The following is an 18,439-nucleotide window of genomic DNA, read 5'->3' as shown; positions in this document are numbered from 1 at the left end:
AGGGGGCATCGCCTACGGTCTGCTTCGCGACGACCTCCTCTCGATGTGTCCGGCTGCGCCGTACGGCGCTGCGCGCCTACCCCCTGATGAACACCTTCACTCGGCCTCCCGATAGGGGCGGGTGGATCAAGATCAACAGCGTCAGGCGAGCTAACGCTCGGCCTGTTGAGTGGTGGGGCCGCGCCACTGGATATCTTCGTAGGAGCTGCTGCAGGCTGCGATTTTTTGATCCTGGCGGCCTGACAGTGGGCCTGAGCGGTTGGGGTTGGTTTTCGAAAGCGCTTCTTGTGGTGTTAGGCTCTGGCGCGAATTTGCCGTATTCGAGGGAAGGTCCATGTTCCGTTTTCTAGCTGTGTTGATGTTGATGGTGTCTTCCGTTGCCCATGCGGCGCTCAACGATGATTTGCCGTTGCCGTACCTTGAGCAGTCCAATCCTGATTCACGCAATCAGCCGTTGGTGATTTTTCTCCACGGTTCGGGCAGTAACGAAGAGGACCTGTTCGACATCAAGGACGAGTTGCCGGCGCAGTACACATATCTGTCGGTGCGGGCGCCGCAGGCGGTGGAGGCGGACAGTTATCAGTGGTTTCGCAAGAAGGGTGACGGTGCCTATGACGGCGATACCGATGACCTGAATAGCAGCAGCGCGCTGATTGTCGATTTCGTGGCGCAGGCGGCGAAGAAGTATCACACGGAGGCCGACAAGGTGTTTCTGGTGGGGTTCAGCCAGGGCGCGATCATGTCGTATGAAGTTGCCTTGCGTCATCCCGAGACGGTACGCGGGATTGCGGCGTTGAGCGGTAAGGTTTTGCCAGTGTTAAGGTCGCAGCTCAAGGCCGACAAGGCGCTTGAGCCGTTGGCGATTTTCATCGGTCACGGGACGGCCGACCTGAAACTGCCCTACAGCGATGGCAGCGAGGCCAACAGCCTGTTGCAGGGCATTGCGCTCACGCCGGAGTTTCATGCCTATCCAGGCGTCGGCCACACCATCAGTGCGGCCGAAATGCAGGATTTGAACGCCTGGTTGCTGCGGATCAATCAGTAGCCGAAGGCTTATTTATCGCCAAGGATCTGTTTGACCAATGCCGCATGCCCGGCCTTGTCGTCGGCGCGGGAGATGATCTGGATCAGCATCATGCGCGTGCCGGAACCGGCCAGCAGGCTGGTGTCGAGTGTCAGACCGCCGCCCTGAGTGGCGGTGCTGTCGATCTGGCGCAGGCCCAGGCCTTTGACGGTCAGGCTTTTCTCGCTTTGCTTGCTGAAGTCGGGCAAGGCTTCGCGTTGCTGAGTGGCGAAACCGGACACTGACTCGTCGAGAAACGCAGTGTCGTTGTCTTTGACGTTCAAGCCATTGGGCAAGGTATTTTCAGCAATGATCAGTACGGTTTTGCTCGCCTGATTGGTGTACATGGTGCCCGTTGCGCCAGCGGTGCCCTTGGCGGCATCACCACCAGGCAGTGGGTTGGCGATAAAGCCCTGAGGCAAGGTGAAAGCGAATTTCCCGCCCAGCGCCGAGATTTTTTGCGCAGGTGCGGTTTTCGCGGCCGGTTGCTTGGCAGCGTAAACGCTCACGGCAGCGAAGCTGGTGACCGCTGTCAGCAACAGGACAACGGCTTTTTTACTCAACGACATGCAAACTCTCCGGGGTAATCGCGCAGTGGCGGCGATCATCCCACGGCCAACCTTGATCACTCCAGCGCGATCTTGAATCAAGGTGCCAGAGGCGACGTGAGGTCATTTGACGCGCACGGCGTGGGTTCGGATCCTTACTCGGCACAATCGGCTGGGCGTTCGCTGGCTACCGTGGTTGCGGGTCGCTTGGCTCGATCGTCACTTCAGGCATTTGCCGGGCATTACCACGCGATGGTGCGGCCAGCCGCTTGGTGATCAGCAACATGCCAAGGGACACTGCCACGCCGAGGACGAATGCGCTCGACCCCCAACGAGGCAGTGCCAAAGCCAGCGTCAGGCAGAACGCCGCGAACGAATACATGCCGGTGGCCGTGGCCCGCAGTAACGCGGCGGTGAATGCGGGCCCCCGGGTTTGTTGAGAGAACACCGCCATGACACTGCCGAGTACCGGGAACACCGCGAGCAAGCCACTCCAGCGTTCGCCGACGGTGCTGGCGAGCAAGGTCACCGCCAGGGTCAACAGCGCCCCGGCCAGCATGCGCAGCAAGAGTTTGTCGGATTTCGGCGCAGGGCCTGAAACCAAGGGCTGAACATGCGGGAACAGATAAGGTGCCGCGAGCAACGCAGTGATCGCCGCGAGGGTCGAAAACACCAGTGACGCTGGAATCAGCGACAACACCACGGCCGCCGTGGCCCAGCTCAGCAGGGCGATCGATAGCGCCGCGGGCCAGTTGAATTTTTGCGCCGCCTGGGCGTAAACCACGCAGAAGGCAATCATCGCAAACATCGCTGACAACGCCGCGGTGGCTGCTTGCGTCGCAAAGACCGGGCCTTGTTCGACGGCCAGAAAAAACAGAATTGGCCCCACCACCACCGGCAATCCCGACAGCCAACCGGCTACGCTCGGTCCCCAGCGTTTGCCGGCGAGGGATATCAGTAAGAGAAATCCGGGGATTAGCGACAGTTTCAAAAGCAGCACGGCCAAGTCCTTGGTCAATTGTCATTGTTGTCACAGCATACCCGGCTTCGTCATGCCATTTCCGGCGTGGGTACGCAGATTGCAATCGCAGGTCATGGTTGCGAGTGCATCGACTACCCTAAGAGATGAGCGAAGGCCGCCTGTCACGTCATCGGAACCGGTTTTCAATGTGCGGTCATTGCTTCAGGTGCGGCATTGGTGCCGCCTCTGGGCCACCACACACATGGAGTCAGTTAGATGAAAGCAACGACCTGCGCCTGCCCCAACTGCAACTGTAAACTGGGTGAGCACTCTATCGTCCGCCACGGTAAACACTATTGCTGCGAGGGTTGCGCCAAGCATCACGAGCATGGCGAAGCCTGCACCTCGGCGGGCTGCCAATGCGCCAAGGGGGCTCATGGCTGAAAACATCTGCCTGAACGTGGAGCCGTATGTGCTCCACGTTGAGCGGGTGTCAACTGGCGGCAGTCGTGGCGCCTCGTTACCATGGGACTTTCTCCCTTACATCACGATTCTTGCCCATGGCCCTTGCCGCTCCGCCTGATCTCAGCGACACCGATGTGCCGGTGCAGCCATTGGCGCGCACCTATCCGCGTGGCCTGTACATCGAGCCGCACGAACATGTCTGGGGCCAGTTGCTGTATGCGATGAGCGGGGTGATGTGGGTCGAGACACCCGACGAAGCATTGGTCGTGCCGCCGCAACGGGCGGTCTGGTTGCCACCGGGGGTGGTGCACGGGATTCGGGTGGTCTCGGACTTGCAGATGCGCAATATCTACCTGCGCCCCGCGTTGGCTGCGACGTTGGACAGCAGCGTTCAGGTGATCGAGGTCGGCGGTTTGCTGCGCGAGTTGATTCTCGGGTTGGTCGAGCAGGGCGACAGTGGGCCGACGGACTATTATGAGGCGCTGGTGGGGCTGGCGTTGCTGGAGCTGAAACGGGCGAAACGTTCGCTGTTGAAGATTCCCATGCCGGACAACGCCGAGCGGCGGCTGGTCAATCTCTGTCAGGCGGTCATGGCCGCACCGTCTCTGGATATCCCCTTCGAACAGCATGCCGAAAATGCCGGCGCCAGCGTGCGCACCCTGGCGCGGTTGTTCAAGGATGGGTTGGGCATGGGTTTTGCCGAATGGCGGCGTCAGGTGCAATTGGCGATTGCAGTCGCCGAGCTGATCCAGGGCGTGCCGGTCAGCACAATCGCCCGTGAACTGGGCTATTCGCCGAGCAGCTTCAGCGACATGTTTCGCCGCGAGCTGGGTGTTGCACCCTCGCAGTTCGCCCGCGAAGGCGATTTTAGCTCCGCGCCGTAGCAGGGCATTTGGCCGAAATCCTGAAGTACTTGGCCGATCGCTTTGGCGACCATTCTCTAGACTCTGTGTATCCCCGATTACACGGAGCTCAGCATGAACTACCTCATTTCAGTGGCTATTGGTCTTGGCGTCGGCCTGCTCTACGGCGCGCTGGATTTTCGTTCGCCCGCGCCACCGGCCATTGCATTGGTGGGGTTGCTGGGCATGTTGGCCGGTGAACAGCTGTGGCCGATGGGGCGGCAGCTGGTCGCTGGCTGGATCTCCTGAAATCCCTTCATTTGTCAGATGGACATTCCCATGAAAGCACTGCAATTCGATAAAACCGGTGATCTGGCGGCCCTGCGTTACGTTGAGGTACCCACCCCGGTTCCGGGCGCCAACGAGGTGTTGGTGCAGATCAAGGCTGCGGGCCTGAATCCCAGCGACGTGAAGAACGTGCTTGGACGTTTTCCCTACACCACGCTGCCACGGATTCCCGGTCGCGACTTCGCCGGCGTGGTGATTGAAGGCCCGCAGGCGCTGATCGGTCAGGAAGTCTGGGGCACGGGCCGCGAGTTGGGTTTTTTCGCCGATGGCTCGCATGCGCAATACGTGAAGTTGCCGGCCAAGGGCGTTGCTCTCAAACCAACGCATTTGAGCTTTGCCCAGGCTGCCAGCCTTGGCGTGCCCTACACCACGGCGTGGGATGCGCTGGAACGTAGTCTGGTGAGCGCGCAAACCCGTTTACTGGTGATCGGTGGTGGCGCAGTGGGTAGCGCGGCGCTGGCGCTGGGAAAAATTCGCGGTGCCGAGGTGTTGGCGGCAGCGCGACGTCCCGAGCAGGTCAAGGCCTTGCAGGCCCAGGGCTTTAACACGATTCAACTGGAAACACCGGAAGCGCTGGGCGCTCAGGTCAATGCGATTTTCACTAGTGGTGCCGACGTGATTTTCGATACCACCGGTTTTTGGCTGCCGGCGTCGGTAGCGGCGTTGGCCACCTTCGGCCGCATCGCAATCATCGCCGCACCAGTCGACGGGCAGGTGCAACTGCCCGCGCTGGCGCTGTATCGCCGGGGTGGTTCGGTGGTCGGGATCAACTCGTTGCTGTACGGCGTCGAAGCCTGTGCGGCGATGCTTGAGCAGTTTGGCCGGTTTTTCGATGACGGGTTGTTGCCGTTGCCGGATGGGCTGCTGGAGTCGCCACTGGCCGAGGGGCTTGAGCGTTATGCCGAGGTGAATCAGGGCGGCGGCGACAAGGTGATTTTGTTGCCGTGATCAATCGATAACACGGTGTTGGCGGGCTTTGCGACTGCTGCGCAGTCGATCGCGGGCAAGCCACGCTCCCACAGGTATTGCGTAGACCTTGTGGGAGCGTGGCTTGCCCGCGATTGGCGTTATCAAAGACCGCGCTGATTTACGCCTCAGGCACACCGTTCTCCCACGCCGACCAGTTTTTCAGAATCTCCTGCACCAGCGGGTTGCCGGTGCGGAAGAGGTTTTCCAGGGCCGGCACAAAACCACCCTGATCGGCGTACTTGAGCAGGTTGTCGACTTCGCTGTAACCCGGATACGGACGGTCGAAGTCGGAGCCGGCGCGTACCACCGCCAGGCGCTGGATATCCACCAGGCCTTCACGGCTGGCACGCAACAGCGCCTCATACGTCGAGTTGTCTTCCTGCTGAGTCGTGCAGTAAACGCCTTTGTTGTCCGTCAGCAAACGGGTCCAGACTTCGGCACGTTCGCTCAGGCGTGTTCCGGAAAACCAGGTATTGCCGGCCAGCGTGTCGCATTGAGTGACCACCGGTGGTTGATTGGCCGGCGCGTAGGGGTATTTCACCCGCCACGCGGCGGACTCCTGGCTTTCGCTCAGAACAACTTTCGCGCTCAGGGCGAAGGCTTTGGCTTGCAGCTTCGGGTTGAGTTCGAAGACTTCGGTCTTGTAGTCCAGCGGCGGTTTTTCGTTCGGACCTTTGGTGTTGATGCCGATGTAACCGGTCGGCCACTCTTTGGGAGCGTCCCGCGAATCCAGTTCCCATTGCGTGCCGAACTCCACCAGATAATGCGCCCACGCGGCGGTGCCGATAGTGCCGTGGTGCGGGTTGATGCCGGCGATTCCGGCAATCAGGAAATAGCTTTTGCGCAGGTCGAATTTCGGTGACAGGGCCAATGCCAGCGTGGATGCCGCGGCGTTGGTCTGACCCATACCGGTGACCATCAGACACACCTGCTGCGTATTGCAGCGAATGCTCGGATACTCGGCAGAAAGCCCCGGCACGCGGATCTCCTGCTTGAGCTCCAGGCGATCAATCCAGGTTTGCGCTTCCGGGGCGAACATGCTGATCAGCATGATTTTCGGCGTGATCGGGGCCTCGGCTGCCCAGACACTGGAAGAGAGCAGGGCGCTGCAGGCCAGGCCGGCGGACAGAGAAAGGCGTGTGACGGTGTGCATGGAACCTCCTTGGTAGATGTTGATAGCGAAGCAGCTTGTCACTCAAAACTGATACCCGACACCTGCGTAGTAACCCCAACCATCGGAACGAGCGCGGAAGTTGCCTTCACCGAAATTCAACTCGCTGCCATCCTCCCAGTTACCGCCGTTATGGAAATAACGCCCGGCCAGGGTGAAGCGCAGGTGCGTGAATGAATAGAGCAATACGTTGGTGGCCACGGTGGCGTTGGCCGTGCGTGCCGGATTGTCTTTATGCAGGTCCGAACCAAAGTCGAAGTTGGTGAAGCCAATGTAAGTCAGTGACGCGCCATTGCTGAAGCGGTCGATGGGCACGATGTACTTCAACTGGGCACGATACCCGTCCCACGAGTACTCGTTGCTGGCGCCGTAGTTTTCCCACTGATAGCGCCCGTAGAAGTTGGCCGACAGGTTGACCCGCGAATGGGTGTCGATGTCGGTGCCCAGGCCGCTGTAAAGCGTGTTGGCGCGATTGGCGGTGCTGCTGCCGTGGTCGTAGATCCAGTCGAACGCGACATACCATTCCTTGAACGGCCCGACCGCCAGGCTGCGACCGGCCAGGTAGTCGATGGAAATTCGTGGCTCGTGCTCCATGAACAACGGCGAACCGTGGTCCCAGGCACCTTTGTCGTGGCTGTTGCCGATGCCGAGGATCTTCGGGGCGTCAATATAGCCATACAGTTCGAATGGCCCCTTGCGCCCGAAGTACTCGTATTCCAGGTAAACGTCGTCGGCCGGTTGCGGGCCGAAGCTAATGTCCTTGCTGCCGATCAGCGTCAGATCCTGATTGAACCAGTCCGACAGGTACGCGCCTTTCTTTGGTGGGCTGGCTTCAGCGCTGAGCGTCTCGCCTTGGGCGGACTCATCAACGGGTTTTTCTTGAGCCAGGGCAGCGCAGCTGAGTAGTCCTGTAACGGCGCTTAGTAGCAAGGAAACAGCAACAGTGGGGCAGGACGCGGTGCGTCTGGAAGTGGCGTGCATTGAAAATCCCTGTTCGTGCAGTGGTTGGCCGAACGTGAGCGCTCATGTAGTGATCAGGCGTTCACGTGACTGACGCAAACGTTTGCATGTTGCGGACCAACTTGGAACAGACGATTGAAATAAAGGGAGATTTTGTGAATTAGCTGACGTTTTGGTTAGCAATTGCTCCCTTGGCGAGCGTGTCTGCTCGAAAGCGGGGCAGGCTCTGCCAGCGCTTGCGCCGTGCTCTGTTAGAATTGTTGAACTTGAATTCCAGAGGTGCCCCCATGAGCGAGCCGATTCGCCTGACCCAATACAGCCACGGCGCAGGTTGTGGCTGCAAGATTTCACCTCAGGTGCTGGAGGTGATTCTGGCCGGCAGCGGCGCGCAGAATCTCGACCCTAAGCTCTGGGTGGGTAATGCATCGCGCGACGATGCGGCGGTGTATGCCATCGACGACGAGCGTGGCGTGGTGTCGACCACCGACTTCTTTATGCCGATTGTCGATGATCCGTTCGATTTCGGCCGCATTGCCGCCACCAATGCCATCAGCGATATCTACGCGATGGGCGGCGATCCGTTGATGGCGATTGCGATCCTTGGCTGGCCGGTCAATGTGCTGGCGCCTGAGATTGCCCGGGAAGTGATTCGCGGCGGCCGTTCGATCTGCGATGAGGCGGGTATCCCATTGGCCGGCGGGCACTCGATCGATGCGCCGGAGCCGATCTTCGGCCTGGCGGTCACCGGGCTGGTGCAAAAGCGCCACATGAAGCGCAACGACACGGCCACCGCCGGTTGCTTGCTGTACCTCACCAAACCGCTGGGCATCGGCATCCTCACCACCGCCGAGAAGAAGGGCAAGCTGCGCGCCAGCGACGTCGGCCTGGCCCGTGACTGGATGTGCACACTGAACAAACCCGGTAGCCGTTTCGGCAAACTCGACGGCGTGACCGCCATGACCGACGTCACCGGTTTCGGGTTGCTGGGGCATCTGGTGGAGATGGCCGATGGCAGCGGCGTGACCGCGCGTATTGATTACGACCGCGTGCCACGTTTGCCGGGTGTCGAGTACTACCTCGATCAAGGCTGCGTGCCGGGCGGTACCCTGCGTAATTTCGACAGCTACGCCAACAAGGTCGGACGCATACAGGAATTGCACAAGCGCGTACTGTGCGATCCGCAGACCAGCGGTGGTTTGCTGGTTGCCGTGACGCCCGAGGGCAACGAGCAGTTTCTTGCCGTTGCTGCCGAATTGGGCCTGAACCTGGCGCCGATCGGTGAACTGGTTGAGCGACAGAGCAACGCGGTAGAGGTGATTTGATGCTTATCGATTTCACTGATTACCGCGACATCTTCCTCAACGACCGGCCGATGATGGATGTCCGCGCGCCGGTCGAGTTCACCAAGGGGGCGTTCCCTGGGGTGATCAACCTGCCGCTGATGACGGACAATGAGCGCCAGCGGGTCGGCACTTGCTACAAACAGCACGGTCAGCAGGCCGCCATTGTGCTCGGGCATCAGTTGGTCTCGGGTGAGATCAAGGCGGCGCGCATCCAGGCCTGGGCTGATTTTGCCCGGGCCAATCCCGACGGTTACCTGTATTGCTTTCGCGGCGGTTTACGTTCGCAGATCGTCCAGCAATGGCTCAAGGACGAGGCGGGCATCGACTACCCTCGTGTTGGTGGCGGCTACAAGGCGATGCGGACTTTCCTGCTGGAAACGGTCGATCAGGCCGTCGAACAGTGCGATTTCGTGTTGCTCGGCGGCATGACCGGCACCGGCAAAACCGATGTCCTCACCCAATTGAGCAATGGCCTGGATCTTGAAGGTTATGCCAATCATCGCGGTTCCAGCTTCGGCAAGCGTGCGACCGGTCAGCCCGGCAACATCGACTTCGAGAACCGCCTGGCGGTGGACGTGCTGAAAAAGCGTGCCCGTGGCATTGAACAGTTCGTGCTCGAAGATGAAAGCCGTATGGTCGGCAGTTGTGCCTTACCGCTGCCGCTGTATCAGGGCATGCAACGTTTTCCGATGGTCTGGCTCGAAGACAGCCTGCAAGACCGGGTCGAGCGGATCCTGCGCGATTACGTGGTGAATCTCTGCGCGGAATTCGTCGCTGTACATGGCGACGAGGGGGTCGCACAGTTCTCCGAGCGTATGCTGGCAAGCCTCAACAACATCAGCAAACGCCTGGGTGGCGAGCGTCATCAGCGCATGTTCGATTTGATGGAGGCCGCGTTGGCCGAGCAGGCACGCAGCGGTGCAGTGGACTTGCACCGTGGCTGGATCGAAGGTTTGTTGAACGAGTATTACGACCCGATGTACGCCTTCCAGCGCGAGAAGAAAGGCGACCGAGTCGAGTTTGTGGGGGAGGAGGCTGCGGTGCTTGAGTATTTGCGTGAGCGCGGTAATCGTTAAGATCGAGACGCAAGCGCTGGTTAACACCAGCGCCTGCAATCCCCGTTTAAAGCACCATCGCGCCGATCAGGCCGCAGATCACGCCAACCAGCATGGTCAGCACGGCCACGGTTACCAGCACCCGGGTATCGAAATCCTTGCGCAGCATCAACAGCGACGGCAGGCTGATGCTCGGCAAGGTCATGAGTAGCGCCACGGCCGGTGCGGTGCCCAAACCCAGGGTCATCATGGTTTGCACAATGGGGATTTCCGCGGCGGTGGGAATCATGAACAGTGTGCCGACGATGGCCAGCGGTATCAGCCATAGCAAGCTGTTGGCCATCGCTCCGTCAACGTGCGGGAACAGCCAGACCCGGGCTGCGCCCAGAACCAGGACTGCCAGCACATAGATCGGAATGGTGGTCCAGAACAATTGCCACAAGGTCCGCGCCCAGCGGCTCAGAAAGGGTTGTGCGTCGGTTGCGCGGGTCGCTTCGGCCACTGCTTCCAGCGCCGCCTCCGGCATGTAATCGGGTCGCGAGATGCGTTGGGCGACCAACGAAACACCCAGCACCAGCACAATTCCCGCCACCAGCCGCAGTGCGGTAAAGCCCCAGCCGAGTACGAAACCCATGAACACCAGCGTTGCCGGGTTGAGTACCGGGTTGGCAATCCAGAATGCCAATGCCGCCCCCACCGAGACGTTCTGACGGCGCATGCCGGACACCACGGGCGCGGCGCAGCAGGTGCACATCATGCCTGGCAAGGCGAACAACCCGCCGCGCAAGGTCGAAGCAAAACCGGCACGGCCGAACAAGCGCAGCAGCCAGTCTCGCGGAATCAATACCTGCAACAGCGAACCCAGGATCACCGCCAGTACGGCCGCTTTCCAGATCGCCAGGAAGTACACCTTGGCGTACACCAGTGCAGCGGCGAGCGGTGAGGTTTGTTCATCGTTGAGGATGGAGGCGCCGATGCTGTGGCTGTCGGCAGCCACGAATGCCTTGAGGTAGTAGGGCGACCACTTGACGTAGTAGAGGCCGATACAGGCAACCAGCAGGAACAGGGCGGGTTTCCACCAGAGCGCCAGGCCCCGGTTGGGGACCGCTAAGGAGTTGGACATACAGAGGCTCCGGACAATTAGGACAGTGGGGCATCATACTCCAGTGCAGTTTAGTCCAGAGGCCCGGAAACGGTGGGCACACGCCGACCCGTTATGTGGGACACGTCTGCGGGCCGTTGTTCAGCTCTTGCTTGTAACGATGACTGAGCAAGGTGGCCTTGCCGTTGTGCCAGGTCAGAGTCAGCACATACAGCGAGTCGAAATCGTTGGATGGCCAGTCGTCGAGAAGGGCGCGTTTTTCACCGGTGGCCTCTTCCGCCACCTTGTTGATCAACTCCGGCAGATAGCCGTGGGACCAGGCCGTGTAGATGATCGAGTTGCGGTATTTGGCGTGAAGTAGTTCGTCGGCCAGTTCGCTGATGTCGTTGGCCGAAAATTCGATGTTCACCGGCAGCCCGAGTTTGATTGCGGTGGGGCTGATGGTCAGCAGGGGGCGGAGGTAGCTGTAGGAGTTGTCGAACTCGCCTTCCTCGACGTTGCGTGTCGGATTGGCGGCAAACACGTAATTGGCTTTGCCGAACTTTTCTGGCAGTAGCTCTGCCAGTTTGATCGCGCGGTTCAGGCCCTGGCAGTTCAGCTGGCCGAGACCTCCGGCGGGCTTTTCTGCATGGCGCAAGAACACCAGGGTCTGGGTGCCGTCAGCCGGTTGGGCGCGGCTCTCACTGGCTTCCAGCGCCAGGAACAGGACGCAGGTCATGAGCAAGGCCGCACAGAACACCAGGGTGCGCGGCTTCAGGGTTTTAACGAAGTTCAGGTGCTTTTTCATTGAGTTATTATTCTTCAGCGCATTCGTTTAAGGCTGACAAAACATCACACCGGGAGCTCGCGGCTTCAAAGTGCTTTTCATGTCGTGGGGTCGATTCGTCTAACGCAAGGGCAGCCTTGGAGTCCACGTGCGCCCTTTGGTTCGATTCGAATCGGCGCGCATTACTTTATCTGCGGAGCGGGTTGGCTGACCGGAAGGTTATCGACAGAATGTTTCTGAATTAACCTGGCCCCATCAGCGTCGTGCTTATAATCTAACCGCCTTGAAGGCCGGGCATCTGCCGCGACCAACCCCCATCATCGCCATTCAACTGTCACTGGATGTTCACCATGACCGATTTGTCTGCATTCCCGATTACTGAGAAATGGCCTGCGCAGTTTCCCGAGTGGATACAGCTCTATTCGTTGCCGACACCCAACGGTGTCAAAGTCTCGATCATGCTCGAAGAAACCGGCTTGCCTTACGAGCCGCACCGGGTGGGCTTCGATACCAATGATCAGTTCTCTCCAGCATTCTTGTCACTGAACCCCAACAACAAGATACCGGCGATCCTGGACCCCCACGGGCCGGGTGATCAGCCACTGGCATTGTTCGAATCCGGAGCGATTCTGATCTACCTCGCCGACAAAAGCGGGCAACTGCTGGCGCAGGAATCGGCCGCACGTTACGAGACGATTCAGTGGTTGATGTTCCAGATGGGTGGCATCGGACCGATGTTTGGTCAGTTGGGCTTTTTCCATAGATTTGCCGGCAAGGACTACGAGGACAAGCGCCCGCGTGATCGCTACGTCGAAGAGAGCAAGCGTTTGCTGAAAGTGCTCGACGGTCGCCTGGAAGGCCGCGACTGGATCATGGGCGAGCGTTACACCATTGCCGATATCGCGACGTTCCCGTGGGTGCGCAATCTGATTGGCTTCTACGAAGCGGGGGACCTGGTCGGGATCAACAACTTCCCGAACGTATTGCGTGTGCTGGAACGCTTTCTGGCACGGCCGGCAGTGATTCGCGGGCTGGAAATTCCCAAGTGACGGCAAGCGTCACTACTCCATTTATTTAGCCCGGCTTAAGGAAGAGCAGTGCCTCGATACGACTTCAAGCAGGTGGACGTCTTCAGCCATGTTGCACTGAAGGGCAACCCGTTGGCCGTGGTCTTGGGGGCTGACGAACTGAGTGACGAACGCATGGCGGCGTTTGCGACCTGGACCAACCTCAGCGAAACCACCTTCTTGCTGGAGCCCGGCGATTCGCGGGCCGATTATCGAGTCCGAATCTTCACCACCTTGCAGGAGTTGCCGTTTGCCGGTCATCCGACCCTGGGCAGTTGTCATGCCTGGCTGGAGGCCGGTGGCATTCCCAAGGGGGAGGAGATCATTCAGGAGTGTGGCGTTGGCCTGGTGCGAATCCGCCGCCGTGGCACCGACCTGGCGTTCCTCGCACCACCGTTGCTCAAGTCCGGCCCGCTGGATGTGGCACTGGTGGAGCGGGTGCGCCTTGGGCTCGGGCTGGAAGCCGGTGCGATTATTCGGGCGCAATGGGTTGATAACGGTGCTGGCTGGTTGGCCGTGATGCTCGCCGAGCGTGAGCAAGTGCTGGCGCTGCAACCCGATCATTCACAGATGCTCGGGCTGGCGATCGGTGTCATTGCGCCGTGGCACCCCGAACGTGATGGCGACGAGGCCCAGTTTGAGGTGCGCGCGTTCATTTCCGGGGACGGCATGCCCGAAGATCCGGCCACCGGCAGCTTGAATGCCGGCGTTGCCCAATGGTTGTTGGCCGAGGGGCTGGCGCCGGAGGTTTACGTGGTCAGCCAGGGCCTGACCATGGGCCGCGCCGGGAGAATTCAGATCGAACGGATCGGCGCTGACATCTGGATCGGCGGCTCGGTCGTGACCTGTATCGACGGCAGCTTGAACCTGTAACGCTGGCGAGCTTCTTGACCGTTGCTCGCCGCCAAACTGTTACCGAATCGGAAATAAACTGTTCTTCAACTTACGTTTGTGTCGACGGGGGAGAGGGGCATAAGCTCCCTTCCTTTATGACTTTCGTCTTGTCCAGGCCGTTGGCCTCCTGCCAGGAAAACCCATGTCCAGCCAGTTCCCCGAAGCCCGTCCACGCCGTTTGCGTCGCAATCCGCAGTTGCGCAGTCTGTTCCAGGAAACCGAGTTCACCCTCAATGACCTGGTGCTGCCGATCTTTGTCGAAGAAGAAATCGACGATTTCGTGCCGATTACCAGCATGCCCGGTGTGCGGCGGATTCCAGAGTCGAAACTGGCAGGCGAAATCGAGCGCTATGCGCGTGCGGGCATCAAGTCGGTAATGACTTTTGGAGTCTCCCATCACCTGGATGGCAGCGGCAGCGACACCTGGAATGAAAACGGTCTGGTGTCGCGTATGGCACGGATCTGCAAGGACGCGGTGCCAGAGATGATCGTGATGTCCGACACCTGTTTTTGCGAGTACACCGATCATGGTCACTGTGGGGTGATGCATGCGGGGGAAGTCGATAACGACAAAACCCTGATCAATCTCGGCAAGCAAGCTGTCGCCGCTGCACGGGCCGGGGCGGACGTGATTGCGCCTTCAGCGGCAATGGACGGGCAGGTCCAGGCGATTCGCCGGGCGCTCGACGAAGCCGGCTTCAGCCAGACTTCGATCATGGCCTATTCGACCAAATTTGCCTCGGCGCTCTATGGTCCGTTCCGCGAAGCCGGTGGCAGTGCGCTCAAAGGCGATCGTAAAAGTTACCAGATGAACCCGATGAACCGCCGTGAAGCAGTGCGCGAATCGTTGCTCGATGAGCAGGAGGGCGCCGATGCGCTGATGGTCAAGCCGGCTGGTGCATATCTGGACATCATCCGTGATATCCGCGAAGCGTCGCGTTTGCCGTTGGCGGCATATCAGGTGAGTGGCGAATACGCGATGATCAAGTTCGGTGCCGCCGCCGGTGCGATCGATGAGGACCGCGTGGTACGCGAGAGCCTGGGGGCGATCAAGCGGGCGGGCGCGGACCTGATCTTCACCTACTTTGCGATGGACCTGGCGTTGAGCGGCATCTAAGCCGCCGGGCGTTCCATTGTTACCAGAGGAACGGTTTGATCCCGTGGTCCCGGAAGTAACGCTCGATGACTTTCGGGTCGGCGGACAGGTCGGCGACGGCCACATAACTGTCGGGCCTTAATAGATAGAAGCCATTGCGCGCCAGCCCGGCGGCTTCGTGGTTCGGATGCCAGTCGAAAACGTGCAGTGTCAAGTGATGCTCGGCGCACCAGGCGAGCATTTCTTCGCTGGTGTCGCCGTATACGTGGACCTGCCAGTTGAGGCTTGTCAGGCTGTCGAAATTATCGGTCTCGCTGTCATGCGCCCAGGGCAGGCGATCACCGCCAAAAACATGGCCGGCGTGGCCTTCGCTCAGAGGCATCCCGCGATAATTCAGGGTGATCTGCGACACCGTACGAAACAGATACTCGCGCGCCAATTCAAATGAGACCATTTTGGGTAGCAGGAACGGTGCAATGCGGGTGCGTATCACGTCGGCCATTGCGCCTTCGGCGGAGACGAAATTGAACACCCGGTCGGTGGTTGCCACCAGTCGTCGGGCAAAGGCCATGCGTTCGACTTCATAACTGTCGAGCAGTTTGTCGTTGGCTGCTCCATTGAGAACGGCGGCGAGTTTCCAGGCGAGGTTGATCGCGTCGCCAATACCGGTGTTCATGCCCTGGCCACCGGCGGGGCTGTGCACATGGGCAGCGTCACCGAGCAAAAAGGCGCGCCCGAAGCGGAAGGTGTCCGCTACCCGGTGATGGACCCGGTAAGTCGAAAACCAGTTGACCTTGTTTACCTGAACTTTCAGGTGTTCGATGGCCCGGCTACTGACGTCTTCAAATTTGAGGGTTTCGGCCTGCTCCGCGCGTTCATCGCGCACCGTTCCGATCAACCGTGCACGGCCTTCGCCGGCCAGTGGAAAAACTGCCAGAAAGTCGGCTTCATCCAGATCCACATGCAGTTCACCATTGAGCGCCAGACCTGAGGCTTCGACGTCGGCGACATAAAACACTTGCTGGTAGGTGCCGCCGGGAAAGCCGATGTCGAGTGTCTTGCGCACGGTAGAACGAGCACCGTCACAACCCGCCAGGTAGCAGGTCTGACAGGTATGTTCCTGGCCGTCGGGCAGGAGCAACTGCGCGGTAATGCTGCCGCCATGTTCGGTGAAGCCGATCAGTTCGGTGTCGCGCTCGACCACCACGCCGAACTGCTCCAGGCGTTCGATCAACAGTCGCTCGTGTTGGTCCTGCGGGAACATTTCCAGAAACGAGTAAGGGGTCAGGTCCTTGCCGATGTCCTCGAACGGTAACCGCGCCACTGGTTCGCCTTTGACCCACAGATTGACTGCCGGTACTTTGTGGCCGTTCTGCACCACGGCTTGGCTGAGGTCGAGCTGGCGGTACAATTCCAGCGTCCGTGCCTGAACCGCCAGGGCGCGAGAAGTGGTGCCGGGTGCGCTGGTCTTGTCGAGTATGCGCACGCGGACTCCAAGCTTGCTGAGCCAAAGCGCCAGGACCAGTCCTGTGGGACCGGCGCCAACGATCAGTACATCGCTGCGGTTCATGTCGTTGCCCTCGGTCGAGAGTCCCGCTGAACAGGGGTGTATCCAGTTTAGATCCGATTGACCGAGGTGCTTGTTCCCCCGGTGCAATGGCTCAAGAAGCGATATCCTCGGTGATCAGGGCGCTGAAAAGGACCCATGTAAAAAATGCGATCCCATCGATTGATCATGAGTGTAGTTACGTTGCTGGTATTGGCCGGCTGCGCGAATCAGGCTGCTCGGCAAGCGGCTCAACCGACGCCTGTACAGGTGAAAGCGCAGATTGCCCGTTTGTTGCCGAGCAACACCGTAGACCGTGAAGGTTGGGCCACGGACATTTATGCAGCGTTTGTGGCACAAACGATCCCGCCCACCACGCAGAACCTGTGTTCGGTGCTGGCGGTAACCGAGCAGGAGTCGACCTTTCAAACAGACCCGACAGTGCCAGGGCTGGGCAAGATCGCCCGGGATGAAATCGATCGACGTGCTGCCAGGGCGCACATCCCCGATCTGTTGGTGCGCAGTGCCTTGCAGGTCAGCTCAACCAATGGCAAAAGTTACAGCGAGCGCTTGAATGCGGCGCGCAGCGAGAAAGATCTCAGCGCGATATTCGATGACTTCATTGGTCGGGTGCCGATGGGCAAGACTCTGTTTAGTGGCTTCAATCCAGTGCATACCGCAGGCCCGATGCAGGTCAGTGTCGCGTTTGCCGAGCAGCACGCACAGCGCTATCCCTATCCGGTAGACAGCTCGATTCGTCATGAGGTGTTCAGTCGCCGTGGCGGCATGTACTTCGGCATTACGCATTTGCTCGGCTACCCGGTGAGTTACCGCCAACCGTTGTACCGCTTCGCCGATTTCAATGCCGGCTGGTACGCCAGCCGCAATGCCGCGTTTCAGAGTGCGCTCAATCGCGCTTCGGGAAGCAGTTTGGCACTGGATGGTGATCTGATCCGCTACGACTCGATCATGCCGGGTTCGACGGAATTGGCGGTGCGCGCGTTGGGTAAACGGCTGGACATGCGCAATACGACGATCAGGGATCAGCTGGAGCTGGGTAGCCGCCTCGAATTTGAAGACAGCAAGCTATATAGGAAGGTGTTCGAACTGGCGGAAACGGCTGAAGGCAAACCGCTGCCCAGGGCAATCCTGCCGGGTATCCAGTTGCAAAGCCCGAAAATCACTCGAAAGCTCACCACGGCCTGGTTCGCCAAGCGTGTCGACGAGCGTTATCAGCGCTGTATGACGCGTGCTTCGGCGGGGTAGAGGTAAGCGTTGGCTGTGCAAGTACCGGGCGCTGATCTCAGTAGAGTCCGGGGATGAGTCGCCAGGTCTTCGCACAGTAAGCGTCATACTCGGCACCAAACTCACTGCGCAACAGGTCTTCTTCGGCGTTTATGCGGGCAATGAGAGCAGGGAGCAGCAGGAGGACGAGCACGATCCCGACACTGGAGCGAAAGGCCAGCGCCCAACCCAACGCGTTGATCAATAAACCGAGATAACTCGGATTACGCAGCCTTCGATAGATACCATCAGTCACCAGTGTATGCCCAGGTTGAATGGCGACCAGGCCGCTGAAGCGTTTGCCAAGTACGAACACGGGCCAGATCCGCAACGCACCACCCGCAATGAATAGAATTGCACCAACCCAGCGAATGCCTTCGCCACCGAAGGTCCAGAAGTCCATTCGGTCGGTATAGGCTGGAATAAATGCGGACAACACGCCGATCACCCCAAATACCGGTAGCACCCAACGGTTGGCCCGGTCCTCACGTACTCCGGAGCTCAAGTTGACTTCGGTGAGCAGCGAAACTCCCATCATCACCAGCGTCGCAAGGGCAATGATCACCAGGGCCGGATGCGAGAAAAACGCAGCAAAGCCACCCAGTCCCAGAATGGCGAGTCCGAGATAGACCAGGATTGCTGCAATGCTGAACACGGCCAGCTTCAGGGAGATCTTCATGGCGGGTTGCTCGTCGGATCGTCTCTATATAAGCGTAGTGGGGTCAGGCTGATTACGGTGCCTGATCGGCCGCTCTCACCAGCCAGGATAGAAAAACTAAATTAAGTGTTGACGGCAGATTCTGGAAGTCTATAATTCGCCTCACTTCCGGCGCAGTCGAAACGGAAAACTCCTTGGTAAACAAAGAGTTACGCAGTTTTCGGCAGCGGTTACGCTTCAGTTCATCGAAGCCTGAAGGAGTTGAAAGAGCGGTGTTGTTTGGCTCTTTTAACGGTTCGAT

General features: G+C 59.5%; 20 protein-coding genes. 11 read left to right on the top strand and 9 right to left on the bottom strand.

Annotated features, from left to right (window positions below):
• The first annotated feature begins 334 nt into the window (after positions 1 to 334).
• Entirely contained in the window at positions 335 to 1,045 is a 711-nt protein-coding gene (locus AC3WK5_RS28710) for an alpha/beta hydrolase (RefSeq protein WP_103320342.1), read from the top strand.
• 8 nt (positions 1,046 to 1,053) lie between these two features.
• On the opposite strand, the gene AC3WK5_RS28705 is transcribed toward AC3WK5_RS28710, so the two are convergent.
• Positions 1,054 to 1,632, bottom strand: coding sequence for a DcrB/PsbP domain-containing protein (locus AC3WK5_RS28705; RefSeq protein WP_103320340.1), 579 nt, complete (start codon positions 1,630 to 1,632; stop codon positions 1,054 to 1,056).
• 166 nt (positions 1,633 to 1,798) lie between these two features.
• Positions 1,799 to 2,611, bottom strand: coding sequence for a hypothetical protein (locus tag AC3WK5_RS28700; RefSeq protein ID WP_103320338.1), 813 nt, complete (start codon positions 2,609 to 2,611; stop codon positions 1,799 to 1,801).
• A 237-nt stretch (positions 2,612 to 2,848) separates the two neighbouring features.
• On the opposite strand from AC3WK5_RS28700, the gene AC3WK5_RS28695 reads away from it, so the two are divergent.
• The 4 genes from AC3WK5_RS28695 to AC3WK5_RS28680 all read left to right on the top strand — a co-directional run bounded on the left by AC3WK5_RS28695 (position 2,849) and on the right by AC3WK5_RS28680 (position 5,175).
• The gene (locus AC3WK5_RS28695; RefSeq protein ID WP_019689605.1) at positions 2,849 to 3,016 is read left to right on the top strand and encodes a metallothionein; all 168 of its coding nucleotides are present in this window, start codon (positions 2,849 to 2,851) and stop codon (positions 3,014 to 3,016) included.
• Between the two features lie 116 nt (positions 3,017 to 3,132).
• The gene (locus AC3WK5_RS28690; protein WP_103320336.1) at positions 3,133 to 3,921 is read left to right on the top strand and encodes an AraC family transcriptional regulator; all 789 of its coding nucleotides are present in this window, start codon (positions 3,133 to 3,135) and stop codon (positions 3,919 to 3,921) included.
• Positions 3,922 to 4,014: 93 nt separating this feature from the next.
• Complete coding sequence (locus tag AC3WK5_RS28685; protein WP_081013678.1) at positions 4,015 to 4,188, top strand: DUF1427 family protein; 174 nt, start codon at positions 4,015 to 4,017, stop codon at positions 4,186 to 4,188.
• Between the two features lie 30 nt (positions 4,189 to 4,218).
• Entirely contained in the window at positions 4,219 to 5,175 is a 957-nt protein-coding gene (locus AC3WK5_RS28680) for a quinone oxidoreductase family protein (protein WP_103320334.1), read from the top strand.
• A gap of 139 nt (positions 5,176 to 5,314) precedes the next feature.
• On the opposite strand, the gene AC3WK5_RS28675 is transcribed toward AC3WK5_RS28680, so the two are convergent.
• Both AC3WK5_RS28675 and AC3WK5_RS28670 read right to left on the bottom strand, forming a co-directional pair.
• The gene (locus AC3WK5_RS28675; protein WP_103320331.1) at positions 5,315 to 6,349 is read right to left on the bottom strand and encodes a purine-nucleoside phosphorylase; all 1,035 of its coding nucleotides are present in this window, start codon (positions 6,347 to 6,349) and stop codon (positions 5,315 to 5,317) included.
• Positions 6,350 to 6,391: 42 nt separating this feature from the next.
• Positions 6,392 to 7,348 carry a nucleoside-specific channel-forming protein Tsx gene (locus tag AC3WK5_RS28670; RefSeq protein ID WP_103320328.1) on the bottom strand — a complete coding sequence of 319 codons (957 nt, stop codon included), beginning with the start codon at positions 7,346 to 7,348 and terminating at the stop codon, positions 6,392 to 6,394.
• 266 nt (positions 7,349 to 7,614) lie between these two features.
• On the opposite strand from AC3WK5_RS28670, the gene selD reads away from it, so the two are divergent.
• On the top strand, positions 7,615 to 8,649 hold the full coding sequence (selD, locus tag AC3WK5_RS28665) for a selenide, water dikinase SelD (RefSeq protein ID WP_054593107.1): 1,035 nt from the start codon (positions 7,615 to 7,617) through the stop codon (positions 8,647 to 8,649).
• Complete coding sequence (gene mnmH, locus AC3WK5_RS28660) at positions 8,649 to 9,746, top strand: tRNA 2-selenouridine(34) synthase MnmH (RefSeq protein ID WP_103320326.1); 1,098 nt, start codon at positions 8,649 to 8,651, stop codon at positions 9,744 to 9,746. Before selD ends, mnmH begins: the two co-directional genes overlap by 1 nt.
• 46 nt (positions 9,747 to 9,792) lie before the next feature.
• On the opposite strand, the gene AC3WK5_RS28655 is transcribed toward mnmH, so the two are convergent.
• Positions 9,793 to 10,848 (bottom strand): permease, encoded by a 1,056-nt coding sequence (locus tag AC3WK5_RS28655; RefSeq protein ID WP_054593105.1) that lies wholly within the window; start codon positions 10,846 to 10,848, stop codon positions 9,793 to 9,795.
• 91 nt (positions 10,849 to 10,939) lie between these two features.
• Positions 10,940 to 11,614 carry a histidine phosphatase family protein gene (locus AC3WK5_RS28650; RefSeq protein ID WP_103320323.1) on the bottom strand — a complete coding sequence of 225 codons (675 nt, stop codon included), beginning with the start codon at positions 11,612 to 11,614 and terminating at the stop codon, positions 10,940 to 10,942.
• 329 nt (positions 11,615 to 11,943) lie between these two features.
• Between AC3WK5_RS28650 and AC3WK5_RS28645 the strand changes: the two genes are divergently transcribed.
• The 3 genes from AC3WK5_RS28645 (at position 11,944) to hemB (ending at position 14,671) form a co-directional block, all read left to right on the top strand.
• Positions 11,944 to 12,642 carry a glutathione binding-like protein gene (locus AC3WK5_RS28645; protein ID WP_054593103.1) on the top strand — a complete coding sequence of 233 codons (699 nt, stop codon included), beginning with the start codon at positions 11,944 to 11,946 and terminating at the stop codon, positions 12,640 to 12,642.
• A gap of 48 nt (positions 12,643 to 12,690) precedes the next feature.
• Positions 12,691 to 13,533 carry a PhzF family phenazine biosynthesis protein gene (locus tag AC3WK5_RS28640; protein ID WP_103320321.1) on the top strand — a complete coding sequence of 281 codons (843 nt, stop codon included), beginning with the start codon at positions 12,691 to 12,693 and terminating at the stop codon, positions 13,531 to 13,533.
• A 163-nt stretch (positions 13,534 to 13,696) separates the two neighbouring features.
• Positions 13,697 to 14,671 (top strand): porphobilinogen synthase, encoded by a 975-nt coding sequence (hemB, locus tag AC3WK5_RS28635; protein ID WP_019689616.1) that lies wholly within the window; start codon positions 13,697 to 13,699, stop codon positions 14,669 to 14,671.
• A 19-nt stretch (positions 14,672 to 14,690) separates the two neighbouring features.
• Here the strand turns inward: hemB and AC3WK5_RS28630 are convergent, their stop codons facing one another.
• A complete protein-coding gene (locus tag AC3WK5_RS28630) occupies positions 14,691 to 16,220 on the bottom strand; it encodes an FAD-dependent oxidoreductase (protein ID WP_103320318.1) in 1,530 nt (509 codons plus the stop codon).
• A gap of 144 nt (positions 16,221 to 16,364) precedes the next feature.
• Between AC3WK5_RS28630 and AC3WK5_RS28625 the strand changes: the two genes are divergently transcribed.
• On the top strand, positions 16,365 to 17,462 hold the full coding sequence (locus AC3WK5_RS28625) for a DUF1615 domain-containing protein (protein ID WP_103320316.1): 1,098 nt from the start codon (positions 16,365 to 16,367) through the stop codon (positions 17,460 to 17,462).
• Positions 17,463 to 17,499: 37 nt separating this feature from the next.
• Here AC3WK5_RS28625 and AC3WK5_RS28620 read toward each other — a convergent pair whose 3' ends face one another.
• Positions 17,500 to 18,159 carry a methyltransferase family protein gene (locus tag AC3WK5_RS28620; RefSeq protein WP_103320313.1) on the bottom strand — a complete coding sequence of 220 codons (660 nt, stop codon included), beginning with the start codon at positions 18,157 to 18,159 and terminating at the stop codon, positions 17,500 to 17,502.
• Positions 18,160 to 18,211: 52 nt separating this feature from the next.
• On the bottom strand, positions 18,212 to 18,439 hold a 228-nt coding region (locus AC3WK5_RS28615; RefSeq protein ID WP_218277555.1), incomplete at its 5' end, for a hypothetical protein.

Source organism: Pseudomonas sp. FW306-02-D09B (assembly GCF_058782685.1).
This window is presented reverse-complemented; position numbering and strand designations above follow the sequence as displayed.

Coding starts and splice junctions, on each gene's coding strand:
- AC3WK5_RS28710 (WP_103320342.1), top strand. CDS start 335: ATGTTCCGTTTTCTAGCTGTGTTGATGTTGATGGTGTCTTCCGTTGCC.
- AC3WK5_RS28705 (WP_103320340.1), bottom strand. CDS start 1,632: ATGTCGTTGAGTAAAAAAGCCGTTGTCCTGTTGCTGACAGCGGTCACC.
- AC3WK5_RS28695 (WP_019689605.1), top strand. CDS start 2,849: ATGAAAGCAACGACCTGCGCCTGCCCCAACTGCAACTGTAAACTGGGT.
- AC3WK5_RS28690 (WP_103320336.1), top strand. CDS start 3,133: ATGGCCCTTGCCGCTCCGCCTGATCTCAGCGACACCGATGTGCCGGTG.
- AC3WK5_RS28685 (WP_081013678.1), top strand. CDS start 4,015: ATGAACTACCTCATTTCAGTGGCTATTGGTCTTGGCGTCGGCCTGCTC.
- AC3WK5_RS28680 (WP_103320334.1), top strand. CDS start 4,219: ATGAAAGCACTGCAATTCGATAAAACCGGTGATCTGGCGGCCCTGCGT.
- AC3WK5_RS28675 (WP_103320331.1), bottom strand. CDS start 6,349: ATGCACACCGTCACACGCCTTTCTCTGTCCGCCGGCCTGGCCTGCAGC.
- AC3WK5_RS28670 (WP_103320328.1), bottom strand. CDS start 7,348: ATGCACGCCACTTCCAGACGCACCGCGTCCTGCCCCACTGTTGCTGTT.
- selD (WP_054593107.1), top strand. CDS start 7,615: ATGAGCGAGCCGATTCGCCTGACCCAATACAGCCACGGCGCAGGTTGT.
- mnmH (WP_103320326.1), top strand. CDS start 8,649: ATGCTTATCGATTTCACTGATTACCGCGACATCTTCCTCAACGACCGG.
- AC3WK5_RS28655 (WP_054593105.1), bottom strand. CDS start 10,848: ATGTCCAACTCCTTAGCGGTCCCCAACCGGGGCCTGGCGCTCTGGTGG.
- AC3WK5_RS28650 (WP_103320323.1), bottom strand. CDS start 11,614: ATGAAAAAGCACCTGAACTTCGTTAAAACCCTGAAGCCGCGCACCCTG.
- AC3WK5_RS28645 (WP_054593103.1), top strand. CDS start 11,944: ATGACCGATTTGTCTGCATTCCCGATTACTGAGAAATGGCCTGCGCAG.
- hemB (WP_019689616.1), top strand. CDS start 13,697: ATGTCCAGCCAGTTCCCCGAAGCCCGTCCACGCCGTTTGCGTCGCAAT.
- AC3WK5_RS28630 (WP_103320318.1), bottom strand. CDS start 16,220: ATGAACCGCAGCGATGTACTGATCGTTGGCGCCGGTCCCACAGGACTG.
- AC3WK5_RS28625 (WP_103320316.1), top strand. CDS start 16,365: ATGCGATCCCATCGATTGATCATGAGTGTAGTTACGTTGCTGGTATTG.
- AC3WK5_RS28620 (WP_103320313.1), bottom strand. CDS start 18,159: ATGAAGATCTCCCTGAAGCTGGCCGTGTTCAGCATTGCAGCAATCCTG.